This window comes from Pseudoxanthomonas beigongshangi (assembly GCF_016820515.1).
Classification (GTDB): domain Bacteria; phylum Pseudomonadota; class Gammaproteobacteria; order Xanthomonadales; family Xanthomonadaceae; genus Pseudoxanthomonas_A; species Pseudoxanthomonas_A beigongshangi.
Genome location: NZ_JADHDV010000007.1, coordinates 123,172 through 147,635, shown reverse-complemented (window position 1 = coordinate 147,635; position 24,464 = coordinate 123,172). Strand labels below are relative to the sequence as shown.

Genomic DNA, 24,464 nt, shown 5'->3' with positions numbered 1-24,464 from the left:
GAGGCACGGTACGAACCATCTTTCGGGCAGACGCAAAGGTCCCCGCAGGATTTGGCACCGACCACGACGCTTGCGCATCGCTGGTTGCCCCGGCTTCTTCGGGCCTGTCCCTCTGCCGGTCTCGATGGTGACCGGCACTTTGCCAGCGGTTTTTCCCGATGTCAATCGCTTTATGCGGATGGAGCGATGGATCTTCCGGGATGCCCCCTCCCGGCTCCGTGACCCATGCCGCATAATCCCGCCATGACCCGGAAATACCTGTTTGCGGGCGCCCTGGCCCTGCTGGCCGGTTGCGCCACCCAGAGCCACCACACCTCCCGCCCTCCCGCACCGACGCCGACCACCGCCGCCGACGTCATCGTCCCCGAAGCCTGGGTCTCCGCCCCGGTCCCGGAAGACGAACTGGACTCGCTGGCCGCCTGGCCGACCGAAGACGGACGGGTCTGGCTGATCGCCACCGCCAAATCCAGCCACCGCCTAGCGGTGTACGACGGCGACACCGGCGAACGCCTGCGCACGGTCGGCGGCCCGGGCCAGGCACCGGGACAGTTCAACCGGCCCAACGGCATCGCCGTGTTCGGCGACCTGCTGTTCGTCGCCGAACGCGACAACCACCGGGTGCAGGTGATGCGCCTGCCCGGATTCACCCCGGTGGCGCAGATCGGCCAGGACGCGCTGAAGGTGCCCTACGGGCTCTGGCTGGACGAAACCGGACCCGGCCAGCTGGATCTGTTCGTCACCGACAGCTTCATGGCCGACTTCCGCACCGGCAAGCTGCCGCCGCTCAGCGAGCTCGACCAGCGCATCAAGCATTTCCGCGTCGAGGAAGACGGGGACGGAAGCGTGCGGTGGCGCCTGCTGGGAAGCTTCGGTGCGACCGACGAGGCCGGCGCGTTGCGCATGGTCGAATCCATCGCCGGGGATCCCCTGCACGACCGGCTGCTGATCGCGGACGAGGACCGCCGAGTGGGTTCGACCCTGCGCGACTACACCCTGTCCGGGCGGTACCGCGGACTCAGCCTTCCCGCGTTCGACGCGGACGCCGAGGGCATCGCGCTGTGGCCCTGCGCGGTCGATCGCGGCTACTGGATCGCGGTGGACCAGCTCACCCCCACCCTGTTCCGCGTGTTCGATCGCACCAGCCTGGCACCGCGCGGTATCTTCCGCGGTGAACAGGTCAGCAACACCGATGGTGAGACCCTGTACGCGGCATCGACCCGGCGCTTCCCGGCCGGTGCGCTGTTCGCCCTGCACAATGATCAATCACTGGCCGCGTTCGACCTGCGTGACGTCGCGCGCGCCCTGAACCTCGGAAACGACTGCCTGCCGTGAACCCCGCCCTGCGCACGTCCCTGCTCTGCCTCGCCGCCGCCACGCTGCTCGCTGGCGCCGTCCCCGGCGAGGCGGCGCGGCTGTACCGCTGGAAGGACAAGCACGGCTATACCCAGTACGGCGACAAACCGCCGGAGGCCGGCGAACTGGTGGATGCCAGCGTGGACGTGCTGCGCTTCCACAACGCCCCCAGCGCGCAAGTGCGGCTGCGGCTGGAACGCAGCGGCCTGCGCTACCAGGCGTGGGCGGACAACCTGCTGCACGGGCCGGTCGAGGTGCGCCTGGGTTTCAAGCGCAACAGCAACGTCGCCGCCCAGCCGGCGCTGCCGGCGACCGCGGTGGTGCCGGCGCGCAGCAGCGTCCTGGTCGCCAGCATTTCGATGCGCGATCCCCTGCGTGGCGGCGATTTCGAACTGGCGCTGGACTCCCTGCCGGGTGATCCCGCCGCGCACGGCCAGGATTACGAATACCGCCTGCCCTTCGAATACGGGCGGGTGCGGGTGGACCAGGGCCCGGGCGGCGGATTCAGCCACAACGACGCGCAGAACCTGTACGCCATCGACTTCGCGGTCCCGGTGGGCACGCCGATCCTCGCCGCGCGCGAGGGCATGGTCATGCAGGTGGAGTCCGACTTCGACAAGGCCGGCCTGAACCGCGAACGATTCGGCGGCCGCGCCAATTTCATCCGCATCGTCCACGGCGACGGCAGCATGGCCGTCTACGCGCATCTCAAGCCGGAAGGCGTGCAGGTGCGCGAGGGCCAGTACGTGCGCAAGGGGCAGCGCATCGGGCTGTCCGGCAACACCGGGTTCAGCACCGCCCCGCACCTGCATTTCGTGGTCCAGGTGAACCGCGGCATGGCGCTGGAATCCATTCCGTTCAGGATGTTCGGCCCGCTGGGCCAACTCCAGTTCGCCAGCCAGCACGCCGGATCCGGTCCCATCGACCCGCCCGCCGGCGCCGCCCCGGCGGACCGGGCCAACCCGCTATAATTCGCGACTTTCCCCGTCTCCCAGCGCCCGCGCGGGCGCCCTTGCCATGTCCGAAGTCGCCACCGAAGCCGCGCGCCGCCGCACCTTCGCCATCATCTCCCACCCTGACGCCGGCAAGACCACGCTGACCGAAAAGCTGCTGCTGTTCGGCGGCGCGATCCAGATGGCCGGTTCGGTCAAGGGCCGCAAGGCCGCCCGCCACGCCACCTCCGACTGGATGGCGCTGGAAAAGGAGCGTGGCATCTCGGTCACCTCCTCGGTCATGCAGTTCCCGTACGAAGGCAAGATCGTCAATTTGCTGGACACGCCCGGCCACGCCGACTTCGGCGAAGACACCTACCGCGTGCTGACCGCAGTGGACTCGGCGCTGATGGTCATCGACGTGGCCAAGGGCGTGGAAGAGCGGACCATCAAGCTGATGGAAGTGTGCCGCCTGCGCGACACCCCCATCATGACCTTCATCAACAAGCTCGACCGCGAAGGCCGCGAGCCGATCGAACTGCTGGACGAAGTCGAGCGCGTGCTCGGCATCCAGTGCGCGCCGGTGACCTGGCCGATCGGCATGGGCAGCCGCCTGAAGGGCGTGGTACACCTGCTGACCGGCGAGGTCCACCTGTACGAGCAGGGCCGCAACTTCACCCGCCAGGATTCGACCATCTTCGCCTCGCTGGACGATCCGCAGCTGGAAGCGCGCATCGGCGCCGAGATGCTGGCCAGCCTGCGCGACGAACTGGAACTGGTGCAGGGCGCCTCGCATTCCTTCGATCTGCAGGCCTATCGCGAAGGCCGGCAGACCCCGGTGTTCTTCGGTTCGGCGGTGAACAACTTCGGCGTGCAGCCGCTGCTGGACTTCTTCGTCGAGCACGCGCCCTCGCCACAGGCCCGCGCCACCACCGGCCGCAACGTGCAACCGACCGAGAACAAGCTGACCGGCTTCGTCTTCAAGATCCAGGCCAACATGGATCCGCAGCACCGCGATCGCGTCGCCTTCATGCGCGTGTGCTCGGGTCGTTTCGAAGCCGGCATGAAGGCCTTCCACGTGCGCAGCGGCAAGGACATCAAGCTGGCCAACGCACTGACCTTCATGGCCAGCGATCGCGAGATCGCCGCCGAGGCCTGGCCGGGCGATGTCATCGGCATCCACAACCACGGCACCATCTCGATCGGCGACACCTTCACCGAGGGCGAATCGCTGGGCTTCACCGGCATCCCCAACTTCGCGCCGGAACTGTTCCGCCGCGCGCGCCTGCGGGATCCGCTCAAGCTCAAGCAGTTGCAGAAGGGCCTGGCCCAGCTCAGCGAGGAAGGCGCGACCCAGTTCTTCCGCCCGCTGATGAGCAACGACCTCATCCTCGGCGCGGTCGGCATGCTGCAGTTCGACGTGGTCGCCTACCGCCTGAAGGACGAGTACGGCGTGGACGCGAGCTTCGAGAACGTCAGCGTCGCCACCGCCCGCTGGATCCGCTGCGACGACGCGAAGAAGCTGGAAGAGTTCCGCGACAAGAACGCGATGAACCTGGCCGTCGACGCCGCCGGGCAACTGGTCTACCTCGCGCCGACGCGGGTCAACCTGCAACTGGCGCAGGAACGCGCGCCGGCCGTGCAGTTCCTGGCCACCCGCGAACACGCGCACGCCGCCGCGGTGGATTGATCGCCGCGCGCCGCCCGTGTTTTCCGGCTCCATGCTGAAGACACGGGCGGCGTATGGATGCAGCGCTTGCTGCATTGCGGTAACGTCCGCGCATGACCGCCGAACACTCCCATCCGCGCGCCGCGCACATCCGTGACGAGATCGCCAGCGCCCTGACCCATGGCCTGGGCGCGATGGCCGCCCTGGCCGGTGGCGCGGTGCTGATCACCCTGGCCGCCATCTACGGCGACGGTTGGCAACTCGGCGCGTCGATCGTGTTCGGCGTGACCCTGCTGCTGCTGTACACGGCTTCCACGCTTTACCACGCCATCCAGCACCCGGTCGCCAAGGGCCGCCTGAAGGTGTTCGATCACTGCGCGATCTACCTGTTGATCGCCGGCACCTACACGCCGTTCACCCTCATCGGCCTGCGCGGTCCCTGGGGCTGGAGCCTGTTCGCGGCGATCTGGACGCTGGCGGTGGGCGGGGTGATCTTCAAGCTGTTCTACACCGGCCGCTTCAAGCTGCTGTCCACGCTGATCTACATCGCCATGGGCTGGCTGGTGATGGTGGCCATCAAGCCGATGCTGACCTCGCTCGATGCCTGGACCCTGGGCTGGCTGCTGGCAGGCGGCCTCTTCTACACCCTGGGCACCTATTTCTACCATCGCGAGTCGATCCGCTATTCGCACGCGATCTGGCACCTGTTCGTGATCGCCGGCAGCGTCTGCCACTACATCGCGGTCACCGAACAGGTCCTGCGGCCGCGCCTGGCCGGCGGCTGAGCGCGCCGCACGCCGGCTGAACACGCGAAACCCGGCTTGACCCGGCTTTCGCATGGCCTGAACAACCGCGCTGGCTAAGTGGACGCATGAATCGCGTCCCTGCCCGCAAGACGCCATTCCGCTGGCCCCGGCCCTCACGCCGCACGGGCATGGTCCTCGCGCTGCTGGTGGCGCTCGTGGCCGTGCTGATCGCCTTGTTCGACTGGAACTGGTTCAAGGGTCCGCTCGAACGGCAGGTCCAGGCCCGTACCGGCCGCGAATTCCGCATTGGCGGCAACCTGGACGTGGACCTTGGGCGCGTCACCACCGTGCGCGGCGACGCGCTGCGTTTCGGCAACGCGGCATGGTCGCGGGAACCGACCATGGCGGCGGCGCGGCGGGCGGAACTGGACATCGAAATCTGGCCGCTGCTGCGGGGACAGGTCCGCATTCCCGAGATCCGCCTGATCGAACCCACCCTGCGCCTGGAAACCGGACCGGGTGACAAGGGCAACTGGGACTTCGGGGCTTCCGGCGAGACGGATCTGCGCTTCCATCGCCTCTGGGTCCGCGACGGTCGCCTGCGCTATCTCGACGCGCCGGAAAAAACCGACATCGATATCCGGTTGAACAGCGTGGCGTCGCCCGGCAAGGAAAATGCGCCATCGGTGGCCATCGATGGAGGCGGCCATTGGAGCGGCGAGCCCTTCCGGCTGCAGGGACAGGCCGCCTCGCCGCTGGCGCTGCGCGATGCCAGCCAACCCTATCGCATCGACCTGCGCGCGCAGGCCGGCGCCACCCGCGCCCACGCCCGTGGCAGCCTGCTGGATCCACTGCGCCTGCGCGGCTTCGATCTGAAGCTGCAATTGGCCGGCCGCGACATGCAGGATCTGTATCCGCTGCTCGGCATCGCCATCCCACCCACGCCCCCATACCGATTGGACGGACGCTTCACCCGCGACGGCAATACCTGGCGCTACGACGGCTTCACCGGTCAGGTCGGCGACAGCGATCTTGGCGGTTCGGCCAGCGTGACGGTCGGCCGCGCGCGTCCATTGCTGAAAGCGGATCTGGTCTCGCGACGCCTCGACTTCGATGACCTGGCGGGCTTCGTGGGCGCGGCGCCGCAGACCGGTGGCGCGGAAACCAGCAACGCCGAACAAAAGGCCGAAGCGGCCGAGCAGCGCGCCGATGCGCGCGTGCTTCCTGACACGCCCTACCAGTTGGCCAAGCTGCGCGCGATGGATGCGGACGTGCGCTGGAAGGCACATCGCATCAACGCGCCGAAACTGCCTCTGGACGACATGGACGCGCACCTGCGCCTGGACGGCGGCCTGCTGCACCTGGATCCGCTCAACTTCGGCGTCGCCGAAGGCGACATCCGCTCGAACATCCGCATGGATGCGCGCACCGACACCATCCGTACCCGCGCCGACATCTCGCTGCGCCGGCTGAACCTGGCGCGGTTGTTCCCGGATGCCGAAATCACCCGCACGGCCATCGGCCGCATCGGCGGCGATGTCGCCATCACCGGCACCGGCAACTCGGTCGCGCGCATCCTCGGCAGCGCCGACGGCGACATCGCGATCGGCATGGGCCAGGGCCGGATCAGCAACCTGCTGATGGAACTCGCCGGACTGGACGTCGCCGAGTCGCTGAAGTTCCTGCTGACCAGGGACAAGACCGTTCCGGTACGCTGCGCGTTCGGCGACTTCGCCGTGCAGGACGGCGTGATGCACGCGCGCACGCTGGCCTTCGATACCACCGACACGCTGATCGTCGGCAAGGGCGATATCAGCCTGAAGGAGGAAACCCTGGATCTGGAACTGCGGCCGCGACCGAAGGACCGCAGCATCCTGGCCCTGCGTTCTCCGCTGGTGGTGCAGGGCACCTTCCGGGATCCCTCGTTCCGTCCCGACTTCAAGCGCCTGGGCCTGCGCGGCGCGACCGCGCTGGCGCTGGGCAGCATCGCGCCGCCGGCCGCGCTGCTGGCCACCCTGGAACTGGGTCCGGGCAAGGACGCCGGCTGCGGCGGCCAGTACGCGCGTTGAGCGTCAGCTGGCGATGTAGCGCTGCAGTTGGTCCAGTTCCAGTTGCTGGTCCTCGATCACCGCCTTGACCAGATCGCCGATCGAGATCACGCCGGCCACGCGATCGCCTTCCAGCACCGGCAGGTGGCGGATGCGGTGTTCGGTGACGATCTGCATGCAGCGATCGACCGTGTCGTCCGGGCCGACGGTGATCACCCGCCCGGTCATGATGTCGCGCACCGGCGTGTTGGCCGAGGAACGCCCCTGCAGCACCACCTTGCGTGCGTAGTCACGCTCGGAAACGATTCCGCACAGTCTGGCTCCCTGCATGGCCAGCACCGCGCCCACGCTTTTCTGCGCCATCAGCTTGATGGCGTCGAGTACCGAATCGTCCGGGGAAACCGCGAAAACCTCAGGGCTCTTGGCCCCCAACAACTGGCGAACCGTGCGCATGACTGCCTCCATCGGATGGTCGAGAGGGCTGGCCCAAGGATACTCCTGCGGCGCCGGGTTGCCATACATCGACCAAGTACAGCGGGCGCTGCTTGGACTCCTCGTAAAGCCGGCCCAGGTACTCGCCGATGATGCCCAGCGCGACCAGTTGCACGCCGCCCAGGAACAGGATGACCGCCATCATCGTCGGCCAGCCGGCCACCGGGTCGCCCCACAGCATCGCCTTGACCACCACCCACAGCGCGGCCAGGAACGCCAGCAGTGCGGTCAGTACACCCAGGTAGGTCGCCGCCCGCAGGGGCGCGGTGGAGAAGCTGGTGATGCCCTCCAGGGCGAAGTTCCACAGCTTCCAGAAACCGAAGTTGGTGTCGCCCGCCAGCCGCGGCTCGCGCCGGTAGGCGATGGCGGTCTGGCGGTAGCCCACCCAGCCGAACAGCCCCTTCATGAAGCGGTGGCGCTCACGCAACCCGCGCAACGCCTCCAGCGCGCGCGGCGACAGCAGGCGGAAATCACCGGTGTCGGCCGGGATGGGCGTCTTGGAGAGCCGGCCGATGACGCGGTAGAACAGGTGCGCGGTCAAGCGTTTGGGCCAGCCTTCTCCTTCGCGAGCGATGCGGGTACCGTGAACGTTGTCATAGCCCTGTCGCCACAGTTCCACGAAGCGGGGAATCAGTTCCGGTGGATCCTGTCCATCAGCATCAAGGATGACGGCAGCACCCTTGACCACCTGATCCAGTCCAGCGGTAAGCGCCGCCTCCTTGCCGAAGTTGCGCGAGAGCCTCAACAGCGACACTCGCCCATCCTCGGTCGCCAGACGCTGCATGACGTTCCAGGTGTCATCCGTGCTGCCGTCATCGATATAGAGAACACGCCACTGGACACTGGCGATCCCGTCGAGCGTCGCCGTAATACGGGGATGCAGCCGCGGCAGCGCCTCGGCTTCGTTACGCGCCGCAATTACTACGGTCAGCAGTTCATCGCTCATGCCACTCAATCCAATTGCTCAAGATAGGCCACGCCGCCGATCTGCCTCACCTGACGCTGGATCCAGTTGGCCCGGCGCTGCACATAAGGTCCCGGGCTGCGTGCGTTGTAACGGCGCGGTGCCGGCAGCACGGCTGCCAGCCGCGCGCTCTCGGCCGGCGACAATCGTGATGCGTCCTTGCCCCAATAACGGCGGGCAGCAGCTTGTGCGCCATAGACGCCATCGCCGAACTCGGCGATGTTCACGTGCATTTCCAGAATACGCGACTTCGGCCAGAAGGTCTCGATCAGCAAGGTGTACCAGACCTCGAATCCCTTGCGTACCCAGCGCGAAGGCCGGCTGCTGCCCTGCCACAGGAACAGGTTCTTGGCGACCTGCTGGCTGAGGGTGCTGGCGCCGCGCAGCCGGCGCCCCTTGGCATTGCTCGCGCGCGCCTTCTCGATGGCCTTGAAATCGAAACCGTTGTGCCCGGCGAAGTTCTGATCCTCGGCCGCCACCACGGACAGCGGCAGGCTCGGTGCAATCCTGTCCAGATCCCGCCAGGCATGCTGGATGCGGAAACCCCAGTCGCCCTCGGACCAGGCTTCGATCTGGCGCGCGACCATGAAGGCCGACAGCGGCGGGTCGACGAAGCGCAGGACCACGACCTGCAGGACGCTCGCCGCCGCGAACAGGAACGGCAGCGCCAACAGCCATCGGCCCCAGCGGCGGCGGCGGCGGATCGGTTTCCCGCCCCCTTCCTGGCCCGCCGTCTTGAGGAAGGCCGGATTCGCCCCCATCGTCACACCATCCTTTGCCATCGCAATGCCGCATTATGCCGATGCGGCCGGTTTTCCCGCATCCCGGAGTCCTCGTGAACCCCAGCCCCGACAACGACACCCAGATCCGTTTCCTGCTGCCCAAGGCCGGCGTGCGCGGCGTGACCGTGCACCTGGATCAGTCGTGGCGCGAACTGCTTTCGCACCAGGCCTATCCGCCCGCCGCCGCGGCATTGCTGGGCGAAGCCAGCGCGGCGGCGGTGCTGTTCACCGGACACACCAAGGTGGATGGCCGCCTCTCCATCCAGCTGCGCAGCCGCGCGTCGTTGCGCACCCTGTTCGCCGAATGCACGGCGGCGGGCACGCTGCGCGGCATCGCCCAACTCGAGGACGGCCACGACGCCCCGCGCGACCTGCGCGACCTCGGCGAGGACGCCCTGCTGGCCATCACCATCGAGAACCCGGGCCTGGACCCGCGCGAGCCGCAGCGCTACCAGAGCCTGGTGTCGCTGGACGCCGAATCGCTGGCCGGGGCCTTCGAGGACTACTTCCGCCAGTCGGAGCAGTTGCCAACCCGCCTGCTGCTGGCCAGCGACGGCGAACGCGCCGCCGGCCTGATGCTGCAGAAGCTGCCCGGCGACGAGGGCGACGCCGACGGCTGGCACCGGGTCGGCGCGCTGTTCGACACCCTGTCCGAGGACGAACTGCTGGCCACCGCTCCTCATCTGCTGGTCCACCGCCTGTTCCATGAGGAAGCTCCCGAACGGATGGCCGAACGGCCACTGCGCTTTGGCTGCTCCTGTTCCCGTGATCGGGTCGCGGCCATGCTGCAGTCGCTGGGGGAAGAAGAAGCCCACGCCGCGCTGGTGGACGGGACGGCGGAAGTCCGCTGCGAGTTCTGCGGTCAAAAATACCAATTCAATACCAATCAGATCGCGGAACTTTTTGTCCAACCGCCGGTCGGAATCGAGGCCCCGGCCAGGCTCCAGTAGCGTTATTTTTGGAAGCAGGCGGGTCCTGGGGACTTGTTAAAGAAACATAAACGGCATAGCATCAGTTCCCCTTCGGGAGGGGAACTCCGCGTCAACGATCGGGGTCTGAAGCGAGCCATGAAACTGCGTCATCTGCGACTACCGTTAGCCGTTCTGCTCGCCCTTGGCGTGGCGACGGGCGCGGCTGCGCAGACCAAGCAGAAGAAGGCCGAGCGCGCCGCGCCGACCGCACTCCCTATCCTGAACAACGCCAACGGCAAAGTCGAAGCCGTGCTGCTGCTCGAGCCCACCGGCGAAGCCTCCGCGGGCGCGCGCTGGCGTTTCGGCAGCAACACGCTGAGCGCGGCCTTCGGCCTGGAAGCCGGCGATTCGCTGGGCCTGGTGTGCAACCGGCAGAGCGGCATCGTCGGCAACATCGGCAGCCTGGCCAGCCACTGCATGCTGGCGGCACTGGACAGCGATGAAGCCAACGGCCAGCGCATCAGCGCCGGTGCGACCCTCAGCCGTCCCGGCGGCCGTCTCGGCCTGTCGGCCGGCACCGGTCGCGACACCCTTCCCGTCTGGCTGTCCGGTGGCAAGGTTTCCGGCGGACGCGTCGAACAGAACGATTTGGCGGTGTTCGGCGAGAAGAACATCGGACGCGAAGGCTTCGTCTCCATCGGCGGCGCGGTCGCCCGCGCCCGCCTGGTGCCGGCGTCGGACCTGCCGGCGATCGCCGGTCACTGGAACAGCAAGACCTTCACGGTTGGCGGCGGCTACGGTCCCTTCAGTGCCAACATCATCGGCCGCGTCATCGATGTGCCGGGCCAGCCAGGCAAGTGGGAAGGCCTGGGCCTGGGCTTCACCTGGCGAACCCCGTGGAGCGGCCAGTTGACCGTGGGCGCGGAAAACGTCATCAGCCGCGGCAAGAATCCGTTCTCGCTGAGCAACGACAAGGCTGACGAAGGCACGGTGCCCTACGTGCGCTACGAGCAGGATCTCTGATTCAACGGGCTCCCGGAACGGTTCCTCGCAACAAAACCCGGATACAGGAAAGGCCGCGATTTCCGCGGCCTTTCTGCTTTCCGGATACCGATGCGGCTTACTCGAAGCGGAGCTCCGCATTGCCGGAGAAGGTCTCCAGGCTGATGTCGCCATCGCCGCTGCCGTAGCGGGTCTGGAAACTGGCGCCCGGCCCGGCGCCACGCTCGACCTTCACCCCCGGCGCACGCAGATCGCCACTGAAGGTTTCACCCCGGACCGAGGCCGAAAGGTTCTTGGGCACGATCAACAGCACGTTGCCGCTGACCGTCTCCATGTGGAACTCCGCCTTGGGCGCCACACCGGTACTGACCCGGAGATCGCCACTGACCGTATTGGCCTTGAATTCGCGCAGGCGCTCATCCTTGACGGCGACATTGACGTTGCCGGAGACACTCTCAACGGTGACCTCGCCATTCAGGCGCCCATTGAGGGTCAGGCTGCCGCTGACGGTCTGGGCATCGACTTCCGCGCTGTTGAGGGTCAGGCGGACATCGCCGCTGACCGAACTGATGTCCGCGCTCCGCGGCGCGCCGATCGCCACCACCTGGCCGCTGACCGCTTCGATCGACAGCGAACCCGCCGCCACGCCCTCGACATCGACGTCGGCCGACACCGAATCAATCTCGAGGTCCGCGCGCAGCGGCACCATGAGCTGCAGATCGGTCGGTTCGCTGCGGCGCTCCCCCCAGCCACCGCCATTCGGGTACTCGACTGAGACATTCAGGTGTTCGCCGCCGCCGTCGATCTCCAGCTTTTCGACCCCGGCCCCCAGGGTACCGGTGATTTTGACCTCGGGCCGGTCCCAGGTGCGGACCTGGATCCGCCCCTTGAGGTTGCTGACGTCCACGCGCCCGCGCGGGTCCAGCGGGCGACTCTCGTTGATGGGCGTACCGGCCAGTGCCGGACATGCCATGACCAGCGACAGCAGCAGCACGGAAGTTCTGAACATGTACATGGGAGGCTCCTTGGTCAACTCATCATTGCGCGCTGGGTCAACGCCAGGCGCTTGGCATAGGTGCGGCGCAACTGCTCGAGCAGGAAGCGCGTGTTGGGTGCGCGGTCCAGCGCGGCAAGGATTTCCTCGGCGCTGCGATCGAGCTCCTGCAGGGCGCCCCCCAGTTCCGGATGGGCCTCTGCTCCCTGGATCTGCGCCAGCGCTCCCTGGTAGTCGCGGGTCAGCTGCACCGCTTCCTGCCTGATCAGGGGCTCCTCCTGGGGCGATGTCAGATGCGTGGCCTGCCACAGGAAGCCCACGGTCAACAGGACGGAGGCCGCCATCGCCCAGGGCACCAGCCGGCGCGCGCGCAAAGGCAGGCTGGCAACTCGTTCCCGGCCTGCCGAAGACCCGGTGGACGGCTGCGGCAGCTCCGCAATGCGGGCGGCGATCCCCGGCCACAGGTCGCGGGACGGTGGAACATCCTGGCGCAGGCCCTTCAACTGCCAGCGCAGGCGATCGTTTTCTTCGTTCATGCTTCTACTCCCAATCTTTCGCGCAGCAGCTGCCGGGCGCGATGCAGTTGCGCCTTGGAACTGCCAACCGCCATGCCCAGTTCGCTGGCGATTTCCTCATGTTTCCAGCCTTCCACGTCGTACAGCACCAACACCGCGCGCGCGCGTGGCGGCAGCGTCGCCACCGCCCGTTCCAGATCCAGCGAGAGCGCGGTCTGGTGGCCCGCGGAATCGGCCATGCCCAGATCGTCCAGGCGGTCCTCGTCTTCATCGAACAGCGGCTGCGACCGGCGCGAGCGCAGTTCCATCAGCGCGGTATTGACCGCCAACCGGTGCAGCCAGGTGCTGAAAGCGCTTTCGAAACGGAACTTTGGCAGTGCCTGCCAGGCACGCACGAAGGCTTCCTGGGTCAGGTCATCCGCACGCACGCCCTGGCCACCGACCAGGCGCTGGATGACGCCATGGATGCGGCTGGCATGCCGGCGGTAAATTGCTTCGAAGGCGCGCATGTCGCCGCCGACGGCGGCCCGGACCAGGCCATTGTCGGTCTCGGCGGCCGCCAGGGCGGTCGTGTCGGTCATCAGGTCGGTCACGGCGGCGTTCAGCATATCCCTTTGGATGTGCCACCGACGGGAAAGGTTTAAGCCGTTTCCGCCCTCAGACCGCGAATCAGCGGCTGCAGGTAGTCCTCGTAGGGCGCCCACTTGGGCCGTTCCAGCGCGACCACCCGGTCACGCACCTGCACGGCGCTGGCCGTCGCGACCCCGCGGGTCCGCTCCTGCAGCGCCAGCATGCCCGGCTCGAATTCGAAGCCGCAGAAATCGGCCACTTCCCGCAGCACCGTCTCGGTATCGCGGGTCAGCCGGCCATAGTCCACGTCCAGCACCCGGCCGGGGTAAGCCTGGCGCCAATGCGCCATCAGGCGCTCGTACTGCCGATGGTAGTACGCCAGTTCGTCCTGGTCGTAGGAATAAGGATTGGCGTCGGAGAACAGCTCGCGCAGATTGGAGAAACAGGTCTCCACCGGGTCGCGGACCATATGCAGGATCTTCGCCTGCGGCAACGCCTGGCAGATGAAGCCGATGTTGAGGAAGTTGGAGGGCAGCTTGTCGGTGAAGAAGCGCTCCTTCCCCAGCCGCCATTCCATTTTCTGCAGATAGCCCTGCCCCACCGCGGCATAGTCCACGCCCGCCGCCGCCTTCCGCACCAGCATCTCGTCGATGACGCCTCGGCAGTGGTAGTCGGTCGCCCAGCGCATCTGACTGGTGAAGTCGTACAACTCGCCGACACCGTGGATGTCGCCATGCCCGTCCAGCAACTGCTCCAGCAGGGTGGTCCCGGAGCGGTGCATGCCGACGATGAAGATCGGCACGCGTCCCGCATCGGATTCGCCTGGCGTCCGCATATCGCCCGTTCCCGTGGGAAGCGCGATCAGCGCATCCACCAGCCGCCGCGATTCCTCGCTCTGATATTTCAGTGTCGACCGCTTGGCCCGGCAGGCCAGCGTCAATGCCTCGCCCGCGCCGGCGAAATCACCAATGTCGTCCAACTCTTTGTGCAGCGCATAGGCCAGCAGCGCCACCTCGTCCGGGCGCTTGCCCGGCGCGGCCAGCAGGCGGCGCAACCGCTCCACATGGTTCGTATCCTTGCTCTGCTTGCGCAGGCGGGAGACCAGCCACCAGGCCTGGGCGATTTCCGGTGCGCGCCGCAGGCAGTACTGGAGGTCTTGTTCTGCCGCCTGGAACCGACCCAGATAGGTCAGGATCTGCGCGCGCGCCATCAGCGTCGGCGGATAATCCGGATCCGCGCGCTTGGCTTCGTCCAGCAGCCGCAGGGCATCTTCCTGCCGATTGAGGTAGCTCAGCTGGGCGGCAAAGGCCAGCAGCAAGGGGATCGGAACCCGATCCAGGCCACCCAGCCCACGCAGGCAGTCCTGCAAGACCTCGGCCTCGTTGAAGGTGCGCAGGCGCTTGGCGAGTTCGGCCAGCACCGGAAGTTCTCTGGGCTTCGCCGCAGCCGCGCCCAATGCATATTCCCGCGCAGCCCGGTAGTGACCTTGCAGGGATTCGACATATGAAAGCTGGGTCAATGCCCCTGCATGTCCGGGCTGCCGCGCGAGAATCGCCTTGTAGGCTTCCCGCGCCGCATGCCAATTGCCCTGTCCGGCCAGTTGTTCGGCACGCTGGGATAACTCGGAAATCGATGGATTCATGCCTTGATCATACAAAAGGCGGCCACCCCGAGGTGGCCGCCTCCTGTTTGAGAAAGGCCTGAAGACCTTAGAAGTCGTACTGAATCATGAAGCGGACCGAACGCGGTGCCTGGAACGTCACAGGCGCCAGGTATGTTTCAACGGGCAGGCCGGATGCCTGATCTTCGGCAATTTCGTTCACCGCCACCACTTTCTGCGTGTCAAACAGGTTGAATACATCGACCTTGACCTGCAGCCCCTTGGCGAACGATGGCCGATAGGCCACGTTCAAATCGAATGTACTGGTCCAAGGCAACCGCCCCGCAGTACCACGCGGCACAGGAATATTGTTGCAGCGGAAGAACGAGGCTCCGTATGGGTGCGGATTGTAGGTACCGTCCGGCGCCGGCAGGCTCGGCGGGTCGCCGGCTGCACGGTTCGGGTCACGATCGAGGACGCCAATGCAGTTGTACGGACGACCCGACTGGATCAGCAAGTTGCCGCCCACCGACCACTCTTCGGTGATCTGGTAGTTGCCGAACAGCTTCAGGCTATGCCTGCGATCGTTCGGCAGGTAGCCATAGGTATTTTCCGTCAACTCGATGTAGTCGAAGTCCTGCGTCACGTTCGTGTCCGCCTGACCGATATCCGACTTCACGCCACCCTCGGTGTTGCCCTTGCTCTTCGCATAGGTATAGGAACCCTGCAGGAAGAACTTTTCCCAATTGCCGTCGGCGAAAATTTCCAGGGCCGAATAGGTACGCTTTGCCTTGGGGCTGAGACGGTCGCCGGGGATGGTGATGGTGCGCAGGGTGCCGTCGGCTTCGATGTCAGTCACGAACACCGCATCCTCACCCGGATTGAACATGCGGCAATAAGGGAAGCCGGGATTCGGGATCACCGGATCCAGGCCGTTGGCTTCCGCGTATTCCAGAATCGCCGTGTAGTCGCAGTTGTCATCGATCGCCTGCTTCAACTCACGAAAAATACCGCGAGCGCCCAACGTCAGGTTCTCGGTCAATGCGGCCTGGAAACCAATGATGTATTCATCCTGGTACTGCGGATCCAGCGTCTTCGATGCAATCGTCGCGGGGTTCTTTCCGCGGCCATCTTCGCCATTGATGAAAGCAGGGCCGGTGGTTCCGCGCGGAGTCAATCCCAGCGGCGCACCCGTGACGGGGTCAACACCCGTGAAGTTGAAGTTCTGCCGCGTGAACAAGGATGCGCTCGCGCCACGCAAGGCAACGCTCGGCGTCAACGGGAGTGCATAGCGACCGGCATTGGCGAACAGCTTGAAGGTCGAGTCGCCATTCACGTCCCAAGAGAAACCCAGGCGTGGGCCGAACTGGTTGTCGATCTTGACATATGTCTGTCCGCTACCGTTCAAGTTCTCAAAGCTGTCCCAGCGAACACCAAGATAGGCGATGAAGTTGTCGGTAATGTTCCAGCTATCCTGCAGATAGAACGCGCGCTGCTTGACCTTCAGCTTTGCTCCCGACGTGGTGATTTGCTCACGGACAATATCGAACTCATCGCCGGAGTTCGCACCGTCCACGCCCGGGGTGGGATCGACCGTCGAGTAGCGCCAGAGGCGGCCGCCCTCATTTGCCTGGCCCGCCACGGACTCGTAGTCGTCCAGATCATAACCAAAGCGCAACAGGTGATCGCCCAACTGCCATTCGGCGTCCAGACGGAACTGATCACGGGTGTCCTTTGAATTTTCAGCCTGCAGCAAAGCGCCTGCGCCGATGTTGCATTGGCTGCTGTATGCCCCACCGGTAGCTGCACGCCGATAGGCCGGGCGGACATCGAGAATGAACGGGCAACCACCGACGGGCTGGTTGAGGTTGCCGTTGTAGCTGACGTTCTCCCCGCTCGCCGTCTTGATGCTTTGACTACGCGAAAATTCACCGTGTCCGGCGAGAGCGGACAATGTGAAATTGTCGGTGAAGTACCCGGTGTACTTCAGCACGTAGTTCTCGCCGCCTTGCTCGCTGTGCAGTGTTCCGATGTAGTTCTTTCGATCCACCCTCCCCACGGTATTGAGATAGGTATCGGCATCCTGCTTTTGCTTGTCGGAGAAAGCAGTGAATTCCAGCAAACTGTTATCGGTAATGTTCCAATCCATCTTCAACAACCAGTTCGGATTCTTGGTTGTCGTGCTGGTATTGGTCGAAGCCAGGATATTGCCCCATGCCTCGGCCTCGGTACGACCATACTGGACCAGGCCATACGCAAAGAGCCTGTCTTTTATCAGCGCGCCACTGGCCCAAACCGCGGTGGTTGCGTTCCAGGTTTCATCGCGTGAGTTGTCTGCGCGCAGCGTTCCGTTAGTCAGATAGACGTTGCGCGGATTGGAAGTCAGGCTTTCCGGCGTATAGAAGACGTTGGCACCCGCATGAAACTCATTGGTACCACGTTTGGTGATCTGGTTGACCACGCCGCCCAGCGATCGGCCAAACTCAGCGCCATAACCGCCCGTCTTGATCTGCTGTTCCTGTATCGCTTCGAAAGGAACCTGTGAGAAATTCAGGCTTCGGAACGAATTGGTGATATTGAAGCCGTTGACGAAGTACTGGTTTTCCGCAACCGATGCACCGCCGAACGAAGCCAGGTTGCCGAACGCCGCATCGCCACGCACCGTGCCCGGTGCAAGAAGCGCGACACTGGTGGTATCTCGCGGAACAGGAATACGCGCGATCTGCTCCGAAGTCAGGATGGTGGTCGATTCCACCGACGTAACGTCGATCGGGTTGACGAAGCCACTTCCGACCACGGTCACCGCGTCCAGCGTCGTGGCACTTCCGTCCCCGCGGCTAACGAAGTCCGCATTGGCTGCCACGCCCACGTTGACCGAAACATTACGGGAACCTCCCGCGCTGCTGGTGACTGTGTACTGGCCGGTTGGAAGCGCCGAGAAGCGATAGAGCCCATCCGACCCCACCGTGATCGTTCTCGAGAAACCGGTGTTCGGGTTGGTAACGGTTATGGTGTCCCCGGCGTTGGCTCGTCCCGCGATCGCGCCGGCGGTATTTGACTGCGCATTGACCCCACCCACGACGCACAAGCCGAGGGCAAGTGCGAGCGTGGTTCTTTTCATACGCATTTTGCTGATATTCGTTTTGGCAACCATGCTTCTCTCTCCGCGAAGATGAATTAAAGACTTGGCCTACCCAACCCATGCCACGTACATCTGGCGCGGCGAGAATAACGCTTATTTAAGGTTTTAAAAGCGCTGGCCGTTTCGTTCTTCATCAGTCACGTACAAAGCCGAATTAATCCGTCGTTTTTGTTCCGAATTACGCCTGGTATGCCCCGCTCACGCATCAAATCGCTTTAATTAATATTTGCATCCTTTCTGTGAAAGGCCATTCAGTACGTAACCTGGATTCTCAATGGTGCAATGCAAAAAAGAAGGCCACCCCCTAGGGGTGGCCTTCAAGCAACTCTGTGGTTCTATTTTTTCTGACTTTGATTAGAAGTCGTATTGGACCATGAAGCGTACCGAGCGCGGAGCCTGGAACGACGCCGGCAGCAGATAGGTTTCCGAACGGGCACCGGTGGTGCCGTCTTCGCCGATCTCGTTCACCGAGGTGTACTTGTCCGAGCCGAACGCATTGAACACGTCGACCTTGAACTGGAGACCTTCCGCCCACGACGGACGGTAGGCCAGATTCAGGTCAACCGAGTTGGTCCACGGCAGGCGACCTGCGGTACCGCGCGGAACCGCCTCGTTATTGCAGCGCATGAAGGACGCGCCATAGCCGTGCAGCGAGCCGTCCGGCAGCGTCAGAACGCCCAGGCAGTTCACCGGACGACCGGACTGGATCAGCAGGTTCGCACCCAGTGACCACTCTTCGTTGAACTGATAGTTACCAAACACCTTCAGGCTGTGGCGACGATCGTTCGGCAGGTAGCCATAGGTATCGGTGGTCAGCTCCAGGTAGTCGAAATCCTGCGTGACGCTGGTGTCATCCTGGCCGATATCCGACTTAACGCCACCTTCGGTGTTGCCCTTGCTCTTGGCGTAGGTGTACGAACCCTGCAGGAAGAAGTTATCCCAGCTGCCTTCGAAGAAGACTTCCATCGCGGAATAGGTACGCTTGGCCTTCGGGCTCAGGAGGGCGCCATCGATCGTGTTGGTGGTCAGCTGACCATTGCCCAACAGATCGGTCACGAACACCGCGTCCTTGCCCGGGTTGAACATGCGGCAGTACGGGAAACCCGCACCCGGGATATTGGCGACGTCGCCGTTCGCGTTCACCCAGCCATCATCCGTCAGCTCGAAGCCGTTGGCCGCCATGATCGGAGAGTAGTCACAGGTATCGTCGATCGCCTGCTTCAGGTCACGATAAATACCGCGGACACCCAGCGAGAAGTGGTCGGTCAGCTGCGCCTGGAAACCCAGGATGAACTCGTCCTGATACATCGGATCGAGGTTCTTCGCGGCAATGGTCGCCGGATTCTTGCCAACGCCGAATTCGCCGTTGATGTAGCTCAACGGACCACGGGCCACCGGATCAATCGGCGCGCCCGTCACCGGGTCAACTGTGATGTAGTTGAAGTTCTGACGGGTGAACAGCGAGGCACTGGCGCCACGCACGGCCACGCTCGGGGTCAGCGGCAGCGCGTAGCGACCGGCATTACCGAAGATCTTGAAGGTCGAGTCGCCATTCACGTCCCAGGAGAAGCCCAGGCGCGGGCCGAACTGGTTGTCGATCTTGACGAAGCTCTGGCCGGCACCGTTCTTGTTGTTGAAGCTGTCCCAGCGCAGGCCGACATACGCCATGAAGTTGTCGGTGATGTTCCAGTTGTCCTGGATGTAGAACGCCCGCTGCTCGACTTTGACCGTGGCGCCCTGGTTGACGATCTGCTCGCGCACGATGTCGGTTTCGTCACCGCTGTTGGCAACGGTATCGGGGTCGATCGTCGAATAGCGCCATGCACGACCGCCTTCGATGGAGGTACCAGCGATGGACTCGTAATCATCCAGGTCGAAGCCGAACTTCACCAAGTGGTCACCCAGCTGCCATTCCGCGTCGATACGGAACTGGTCGCGGGTATCGCCCGAGTCAACGCGATCGATGGCGCCGGCCAGCGAGGGGATGTTGGCGCTGATGTTGCAGGTGCTGCCGTAAGTGCCCGTCAGCGCACGACGATAGCCGGGACGTGCATCCACGATCACCGGGCAGCCGGTCGCCGGTACGTTCAGGTCACCGCCGTAGGAAACGTCCAGGCCACTTGCCGTACGCATGCGGACCGAGCGCGAGAACTCGCCATGACCGTACAAGGCGGACAGGGTGAAGTTGTCGGTCAGATAACCCGTGTACTTCAGAACGTAATTCTCGCCACCGTTCTCGGTGAACACGGTACCAATCTTGCCCGTGCGATTGAGCACGCCGGGAGTATTGCCGTACACGTCCGAATCCGTCTCGGTCTTGTCCGAGAACGCGGTCAGTTCCAGGACGTGGTTGTCGGTCAGGTACCAGTCCAACTTGGCCAGCCACGTCGGCGTCTTGGTCTCGTTGTAGGTGTTGTTGAAGGCCAGGACGTTGCCCCAGGAATCGGCTTCGGTACGGCCGTACTGCAGCAAGCCGTAAGCGAACAGGCGGTCCTTGACCAGCGCGCCGCTGGCCCACACCGCCACGGTCGCGTTCTCCTCGGAATCCTTGGAATTGTCAGAACGCAGGGTGCCGTTGCGCAGGTAGGCATTCGGCACCGCCGAACGCATGCTGTCGGGGCTGTAGAACACATTGCCACCGGCATGGAACTCATTGCTACCGCGCTTGGTGACCAGGTTGATCACGCCGCCCAGCGAACGGCCGAACTCGGCGCCATAACCGCCGGTCTTGATCTGCTGCTCCGCAATGCCTTCGAACGGGACCTGGGCGAAGTTGAGGTTGCGGAAGGAGTTGGTGACGTTGAAGCCGTTGATGAAGTAGGCGTTCTCAGCGACCGAGGCACCGCCGAAGGAAGCCAGGTTGCCGAACGCGGCGTCGCCGCGGACGGTACCGGGCGCCAGCAATGCGACGCTGGTGATATCGCGCGGCACCGGCAGCTTGGCGATCTGCTCGGAGGTCAGGATGGTGGTGGACTCAACCGAGGAGACATCGATCGGGTTGATGAAACCGGTACCGGTCACCGTAACCGCACCCAGGGTGGTCGCATCGCCGCCGCCGGCGCTGACGAAGCTCACCGTGGCCGCGGTACCGATGTTCACGGAGATGTCGCGGCTCGAGGTGCTGCCATCGGCCGCCTTGCGGGTCACCGTGTACTTGCCCGTTGGCAATGCAGAGAAGCGATAGGAGCCATCTCCACCGACCGTGATGGTGCGGGTGAAGCCGGTGCTCGGGTTGACGACGGTGATGGTATCGCCTGAGGCGGCCTGACCGACGACGGCACCCGAGGTATTGGACTGCGCGTGAACGCCGCCCACGAAGCAGGCGCCGAGTGCGAGGCTGAGGGCGGTCCGCTTGATGCTGGCATGAACGAGACTGGACTTTCGATTACGCATTGACTCTCTCTCTCTGTTGTTCCAAGAAATGTTTGGAAGCCAAAAGGATTGCCGGCTTCTATGAGCCGGCTGACAGTGAGAGTAACGCAATTTTCACAGCCTGAACCGTAACTGAAATTATCTTTTCTCTTATTTTTTCTTTTTATATCAATTAGTTACTGTTTTTTGAGTCGCGTAATACGAATTCAAGCGGGTAAAAAAAACCACTCCTCCCTAGGGAGGAGTGGTTCTTGGCGGAACGCTGATACGGGATCAGTAGTCGTAGCGCACGCTGAAACGCAGCTGGCGCGGCGCCTGGTAGTTCAGGTCATTGAGGAAGTTCGGATTATAGATGCCACGGCTGCTTTCCGTGCCTTCCGAGTACTCAGTGACCTGCTGGCGGTTGAACAGATTGAACACGTCGACCTGCAGGGTCAGGCGCTTGTCTGCCCAGTTCGGCGTATAGGCAACCGAGGCATCGAAGGTCCAGATCCACGGGGTGCGGCCAAACTCACCGCGGCGGCTCAGTTCGCGGGTCACGCCATCGGGCTTCAGGCAGTAGAAGCTCGATCCGCTGTACAGCGCCAGGTTGCCGGCATCGATGCCCACGCTCGGGTCATCCAACGGAATGAAGCCCTGGCAGTTGACCGGACGACCCGACTGGATCAACAGGTTGCCGCCGATGCGCCACTCATCGGTGATGCGGTAGGTACCGAACATCTTGACGGTATGGCGGCGGTCGTTGGGCAGGTAGCCGAACGAACCATCCTCGAACAGCTTGTGGTCGAAGTCTTGGGTCAGGCCGGCGTCGTCCTGCTCGAGCGTGGAGTTGACATAACCTTCCACGTTGCCTTTGCTCTTGGCGTAGGTGTACGAGCCCTGGACATACCACTTGTCGCCGCCACTGCCTTCCCAGAAGAACTCCATCGCGCTGTACTTGCGGCGGTACTTTGGCAGACCGAAGTAGCTGGAGGAAATGTTGTTGACTTCCACCACGCCATCGCCGTCCGAATCGAACGCCAGGCTAACGTCGCTACCCGGATTCATGATGAAGCAACCCGGGATGGAATCCAGATCGATGTCCGGCTTGTTGTTGTCCTCGGCCCACGACAGGAACGGCTGGTGCGAGCAGTAGTCGTCCATGCCGCTCTTCACTTCGCGCATGATGGCGCGCAGGCCCACGGTCCAGGAATCGTTCAGGGCAATCTGACCGCCCAGGATGAATTCGTCCTGGTACATCGGCTTCAGGTTGGTCGTGGCGATCGAGGCCGGGTTCGGCGGATCCAGCGTGCCGTTGACGTTGGTGGGGCCGATCTGGGCGCCCAGACCGACCGGCAGGCCGGTTGCCAGGTCGACGCCAGTGGAAATGAAGTAATCCTCGATGATCACCTCGCCACCGGATGCGCGGATGTTGGTGTTGGCTGCGACCGGGATGTAGTAGCGACCCGCATTGCCGAACACCTTGAAGGTCGAATCACCGTTCACGTCCCAGGCAAAGCCCAGGCGAGGAGCGATTTCGTGATCGGACTTCACGAAGGCCACACCAGCTGCGTTCTTGTTCTCGAATTGCTCGGAACGCAGGCCCAAGTAGGCCATGAAGTTGTCGGTGACCTGCCAGCTGTCTTCCACGTAGTAAGCGACGTTTTCGACGTCATATGCGGCGGAAGTGGTGCGACTGTCCCAGCGACGCGCATAGTTGGTGTTCGGACCGATGGCCACGCCATTCACCTGGCGCGTTTCAGCGGCGCCGGTACGGAAGTGACGCCAGTAGGCGCCGCCGGTGTAGGTCTGGCCAGCATGCGACGACGTGAAGGTTTCGGTGTCATAACCGAAGCGCAGGCGGTGATCACCCAGCTGCCATTCCGCGTCCAGGCGGTACGCCTTGCGCTCGTCTTCGTCCGGGCCGAAATCCGCGTCGCGGATGAAGGTCTGGTCCTGATTCCAGCAACCGATGTAGGTCGTGGTACCGGCGGAAACGCGGCTGTCGAACGCGCGAACGCACTCGGAGCCCGGCAGACCTTCGGGGGTCTGATAGTTGTCGGTGCTCTTCAGGTAGCCCGCCTGAGCCGACAGGGTGAAGTTGTCGGTGAGATAACCGGTGTACTTCAGGATGCCGACCTTGCCGCCATTCTCAAATTCCAGATCGGAATTCTTGTCCTGGTGGACGCCGACGTACTTGCCGGAGGAATAGCTATAGGTGGTGCGCTTGGTCTTGGTCTTGTTGTAGATGCCGGTGAATTCGAGCAGGTGGTCGTCGGTGATGTACCAATCTAGCTTCAGCATTCCGGTCGGGCTGTTGTTGCGGTCGCGGTATGACGTTTCGGTGCCATACACATCGTCCTGGTCACCACGGCCTTCCACCAACGCGAAAAAGAACAGCCGATCCTTGATCAATGGACCGCTCGCATACGCATTGTAGTTGAGGCTTTCGTATTCGTTGTCGCTACGATACGCAGAATAGATATCGCCATTCTCCAGCGCGCTCTGACTGCGGGTAATCACGTCCTTGCCGGAGTCACGCCCCCAGCTAGGCTGATAGAACACGCCGCCGCCGTAATGCCACTCGTTGCTGCCGCGCTTGGTGACCAGGTTGATCACGCCACCCAGCGAGCGGCCGTATTCGGCGCCATAGCCGCCCGTTTTCACCTGCTGCTGTGCGATCGCCTGGAACGGCAGGTCCGCATAAGAAATGAAGTTACGGATGTTGGTGACGTCGAAACCGTTGATGTAGTAGCCGTTCTCGGCCACCGACGAACCACCGAACGAAGCCAGGTTTCCGTTGCCAATACCGCTGTCGCCTTTGACGGTGCCAGGGGCAAGCAAGGCGACTGCCGTGATGTTCTGCGCGACCGGCAGTGCATTGATCTGTTCAGCCGTGAAAACGGTGGTGGATTCCACCGACGACACGTCAATAGGGTTGATTGCGCCGCTGCCCGTCACGAGCACGGTGTCCAGCGTCGTCGCCGACCCCGAAGCAGCCGCAGCGAAGCTGACCGGGGAACCGGTGCCGACCTTGACGACCACGTCGCGGGTCACGCCGTCAGAGGTCACTTTGTACGAACCTGGCGGGAGCTGGCCGAAGGTAAACCGGCCCGTCGCGTCGGACGTGATGGTGCGCGTCACACCCGTCTGGCCGCTCTGGATGGTAACGGTCGACCCCGCCTTGGTGTCACCGAAGATGGAACCGACCGCGCTTTGCGCTTGTACGGCCCCTACGAAGCAAGCGCCCAGCGCAAGGCTGAGTGCCGTCCGCTTGATACCGACGGACAGGAAGTTCCGTCCCTTCTGGGTAGTCATCGTGTGCTCTCTCTCTCAAGTCAAAAAAAGACCGAAACAAAGTGATCCGGTCCGAATGTCAGACGCCGAACATAA

17 protein-coding genes and 1 riboswitch are annotated in these 24,464 nt (G+C 63.8%); of the genes, 7 read left to right on the top strand and 10 right to left on the bottom strand.

Features of this window, described 5'->3' with window-relative positions:
* Nucleotides 1-12 precede the first annotated feature (12 nt).
* A riboswitch (SAM riboswitch) is annotated at nucleotides 13-131 on the bottom strand.
* 112 nt (nucleotides 132-243) lie between these two features.
* From IQ458_RS07425 to IQ458_RS07405, 5 genes are all read left to right on the top strand, one after another.
* On the top strand, nucleotides 244-1,332 hold the full coding sequence (locus IQ458_RS07425) for an NHL repeat-containing protein (RefSeq protein ID WP_203322383.1): 1,089 nt from the start codon (nucleotides 244-246) through the stop codon (nucleotides 1,330-1,332).
* The gene (locus IQ458_RS07420; protein ID WP_328805113.1) at nucleotides 1,329-2,324 is read left to right on the top strand and encodes a peptidoglycan DD-metalloendopeptidase family protein; all 996 of its coding nucleotides are present in this window, start codon (nucleotides 1,329-1,331) and stop codon (nucleotides 2,322-2,324) included. Before IQ458_RS07425 ends, IQ458_RS07420 begins: the two co-directional genes overlap by 4 nt.
* A 46-nt stretch (nucleotides 2,325-2,370) precedes the next feature.
* The gene (locus IQ458_RS07415; protein ID WP_203322382.1) at nucleotides 2,371-3,975 is read left to right on the top strand and encodes a peptide chain release factor 3; all 1,605 of its coding nucleotides are present in this window, start codon (nucleotides 2,371-2,373) and stop codon (nucleotides 3,973-3,975) included.
* A gap of 92 nt (nucleotides 3,976-4,067) precedes the next feature.
* Complete coding sequence (trhA, locus tag IQ458_RS07410; protein WP_183643927.1) at nucleotides 4,068-4,739, top strand: PAQR family membrane homeostasis protein TrhA; 672 nt, start codon at nucleotides 4,068-4,070, stop codon at nucleotides 4,737-4,739.
* Nucleotides 4,740-4,825: 86 nt separating this feature from the next.
* Nucleotides 4,826-6,769, top strand: a complete 1,944-nt coding sequence (locus IQ458_RS07405; protein WP_203322381.1) for an AsmA family protein — start codon at nucleotides 4,826-4,828, stop codon at nucleotides 6,767-6,769.
* 3 nt (nucleotides 6,770-6,772) lie between these two features.
* Here the strand turns inward: IQ458_RS07405 and IQ458_RS07400 are convergent, their stop codons facing one another.
* From IQ458_RS07400 to mtgA, 3 genes are read right to left on the bottom strand one after another with little or no spacing between them, the layout of a single operon-like run.
* Nucleotides 6,773-7,201 carry a CBS domain-containing protein gene (locus IQ458_RS07400; RefSeq protein ID WP_141453858.1) on the bottom strand — a complete coding sequence of 143 codons (429 nt, stop codon included), beginning with the start codon at nucleotides 7,199-7,201 and terminating at the stop codon, nucleotides 6,773-6,775.
* Nucleotides 7,161-8,186 (bottom strand): glycosyltransferase family 2 protein, encoded by a 1,026-nt coding sequence (locus IQ458_RS07395; protein ID WP_203322380.1) that lies wholly within the window; start codon nucleotides 8,184-8,186, stop codon nucleotides 7,161-7,163. The genes IQ458_RS07400 and IQ458_RS07395 overlap by 41 nt, the downstream gene beginning before the upstream one ends.
* A 5-nt stretch (nucleotides 8,187-8,191) precedes the next feature.
* A complete protein-coding gene (gene mtgA, locus IQ458_RS07390) occupies nucleotides 8,192-8,965 on the bottom strand; it encodes a monofunctional biosynthetic peptidoglycan transglycosylase (RefSeq protein ID WP_203322379.1) in 774 nt (257 codons plus the stop codon).
* Between the two features lie 74 nt (nucleotides 8,966-9,039).
* Between mtgA and hslO the strand changes: the two genes are divergently transcribed.
* On the top strand, nucleotides 9,040-9,936 hold the full coding sequence (hslO, locus tag IQ458_RS07385; RefSeq protein ID WP_328805112.1) for an Hsp33 family molecular chaperone HslO: 897 nt from the start codon (nucleotides 9,040-9,042) through the stop codon (nucleotides 9,934-9,936).
* 153 nt (nucleotides 9,937-10,089) lie between these two features.
* On the top strand, nucleotides 10,090-10,920 hold the full coding sequence (locus IQ458_RS07380; RefSeq protein ID WP_203322408.1) for an XOO1806 family protein: 831 nt from the start codon (nucleotides 10,090-10,092) through the stop codon (nucleotides 10,918-10,920).
* Between the two features lie 97 nt (nucleotides 10,921-11,017).
* On the opposite strand, the gene IQ458_RS07375 is transcribed toward IQ458_RS07380, so the two are convergent.
* From IQ458_RS07375 to IQ458_RS07345, 7 genes are all read right to left on the bottom strand, one after another.
* Nucleotides 11,018-11,908, bottom strand: a complete 891-nt coding sequence (locus tag IQ458_RS07375; protein WP_183643939.1) for a DUF4097 family beta strand repeat-containing protein — start codon at nucleotides 11,906-11,908, stop codon at nucleotides 11,018-11,020.
* Between the two features lie 20 nt (nucleotides 11,909-11,928).
* Nucleotides 11,929-12,429: an anti-sigma factor gene (locus IQ458_RS07370; RefSeq protein ID WP_183643942.1), complete on the bottom strand. Its 501-nt coding sequence runs from the start codon at nucleotides 12,427-12,429 to the stop codon at nucleotides 11,929-11,931.
* Complete coding sequence (locus IQ458_RS07365; RefSeq protein WP_183644831.1) at nucleotides 12,426-12,989, bottom strand: RNA polymerase sigma factor; 564 nt, start codon at nucleotides 12,987-12,989, stop codon at nucleotides 12,426-12,428. Before IQ458_RS07365 ends, IQ458_RS07370 begins: the two co-directional genes overlap by 4 nt.
* 59 nt (nucleotides 12,990-13,048) lie before the next feature.
* Nucleotides 13,049-14,620, bottom strand: coding sequence for a tetratricopeptide repeat-containing sulfotransferase family protein (locus IQ458_RS07360; RefSeq protein ID WP_203322378.1), 1,572 nt, complete (start codon nucleotides 14,618-14,620; stop codon nucleotides 13,049-13,051).
* 67 nt (nucleotides 14,621-14,687) lie between these two features.
* Entirely contained in the window at nucleotides 14,688-17,732 is a 3,045-nt protein-coding gene (locus IQ458_RS07355; RefSeq protein ID WP_183643948.1) for a TonB-dependent receptor, read from the bottom strand.
* 342 nt (nucleotides 17,733-18,074) lie between these two features.
* Nucleotides 18,075-21,113, bottom strand: coding sequence for a TonB-dependent receptor (locus tag IQ458_RS07350; protein ID WP_203322377.1), 3,039 nt, complete (start codon nucleotides 21,111-21,113; stop codon nucleotides 18,075-18,077).
* Nucleotides 21,114-21,365: 252 nt separating this feature from the next.
* Nucleotides 21,366-24,389 carry a TonB-dependent receptor gene (locus tag IQ458_RS07345; protein ID WP_203322376.1) on the bottom strand — a complete coding sequence of 1,008 codons (3,024 nt, stop codon included), beginning with the start codon at nucleotides 24,387-24,389 and terminating at the stop codon, nucleotides 21,366-21,368.
* Nucleotides 24,390-24,464: the final 75 nt, after the last annotated feature.

What these genes read in the sequence shown, in the direction of transcription:
- IQ458_RS07425 (WP_203322383.1), top strand. Translation starts at nt 244, where the DNA reads ATGACCCGGAAATACCTGTTTGCGGGCGCCCTGGCCCTGCTGGCCGGT.
- IQ458_RS07415 (WP_203322382.1), top strand. Translation starts at nt 2,371, where the DNA reads ATGTCCGAAGTCGCCACCGAAGCCGCGCGCCGCCGCACCTTCGCCATC.
- trhA (WP_183643927.1), top strand. Translation starts at nt 4,068, where the DNA reads ATGACCGCCGAACACTCCCATCCGCGCGCCGCGCACATCCGTGACGAG.
- IQ458_RS07405 (WP_203322381.1), top strand. Translation starts at nt 4,826, where the DNA reads ATGAATCGCGTCCCTGCCCGCAAGACGCCATTCCGCTGGCCCCGGCCC.
- IQ458_RS07400 (WP_141453858.1), bottom strand. Translation starts at nt 7,201, where the DNA reads ATGCGCACGGTTCGCCAGTTGTTGGGGGCCAAGAGCCCTGAGGTTTTC.
- IQ458_RS07395 (WP_203322380.1), bottom strand. Translation starts at nt 8,186, where the DNA reads ATGAGCGATGAACTGCTGACCGTAGTAATTGCGGCGCGTAACGAAGCC.
- mtgA (WP_203322379.1), bottom strand. Translation starts at nt 8,965, where the DNA reads ATGGGGGCGAATCCGGCCTTCCTCAAGACGGCGGGCCAGGAAGGGGGC.
- IQ458_RS07375 (WP_183643939.1), bottom strand. Translation starts at nt 11,908, where the DNA reads ATGTTCAGAACTTCCGTGCTGCTGCTGTCGCTGGTCATGGCATGTCCG.
- IQ458_RS07370 (WP_183643942.1), bottom strand. Translation starts at nt 12,429, where the DNA reads ATGAACGAAGAAAACGATCGCCTGCGCTGGCAGTTGAAGGGCCTGCGC.
- IQ458_RS07365 (WP_183644831.1), bottom strand. Translation starts at nt 12,989, where the DNA reads ATGACCGACACGACCGCCCTGGCGGCCGCCGAGACCGACAATGGCCTG.
- IQ458_RS07360 (WP_203322378.1), bottom strand. Translation starts at nt 14,620, where the DNA reads ATGAATCCATCGATTTCCGAGTTATCCCAGCGTGCCGAACAACTGGCC.
- IQ458_RS07355 (WP_183643948.1), bottom strand. Translation starts at nt 17,732, where the DNA reads ATGGTTGCCAAAACGAATATCAGCAAAATGCGTATGAAAAGAACCACG.
- IQ458_RS07350 (WP_203322377.1), bottom strand. Translation starts at nt 21,113, where the DNA reads ATGCGTAATCGAAAGTCCAGTCTCGTTCATGCCAGCATCAAGCGGACC.
- IQ458_RS07345 (WP_203322376.1), bottom strand. Translation starts at nt 24,389, where the DNA reads ATGACTACCCAGAAGGGACGGAACTTCCTGTCCGTCGGTATCAAGCGG.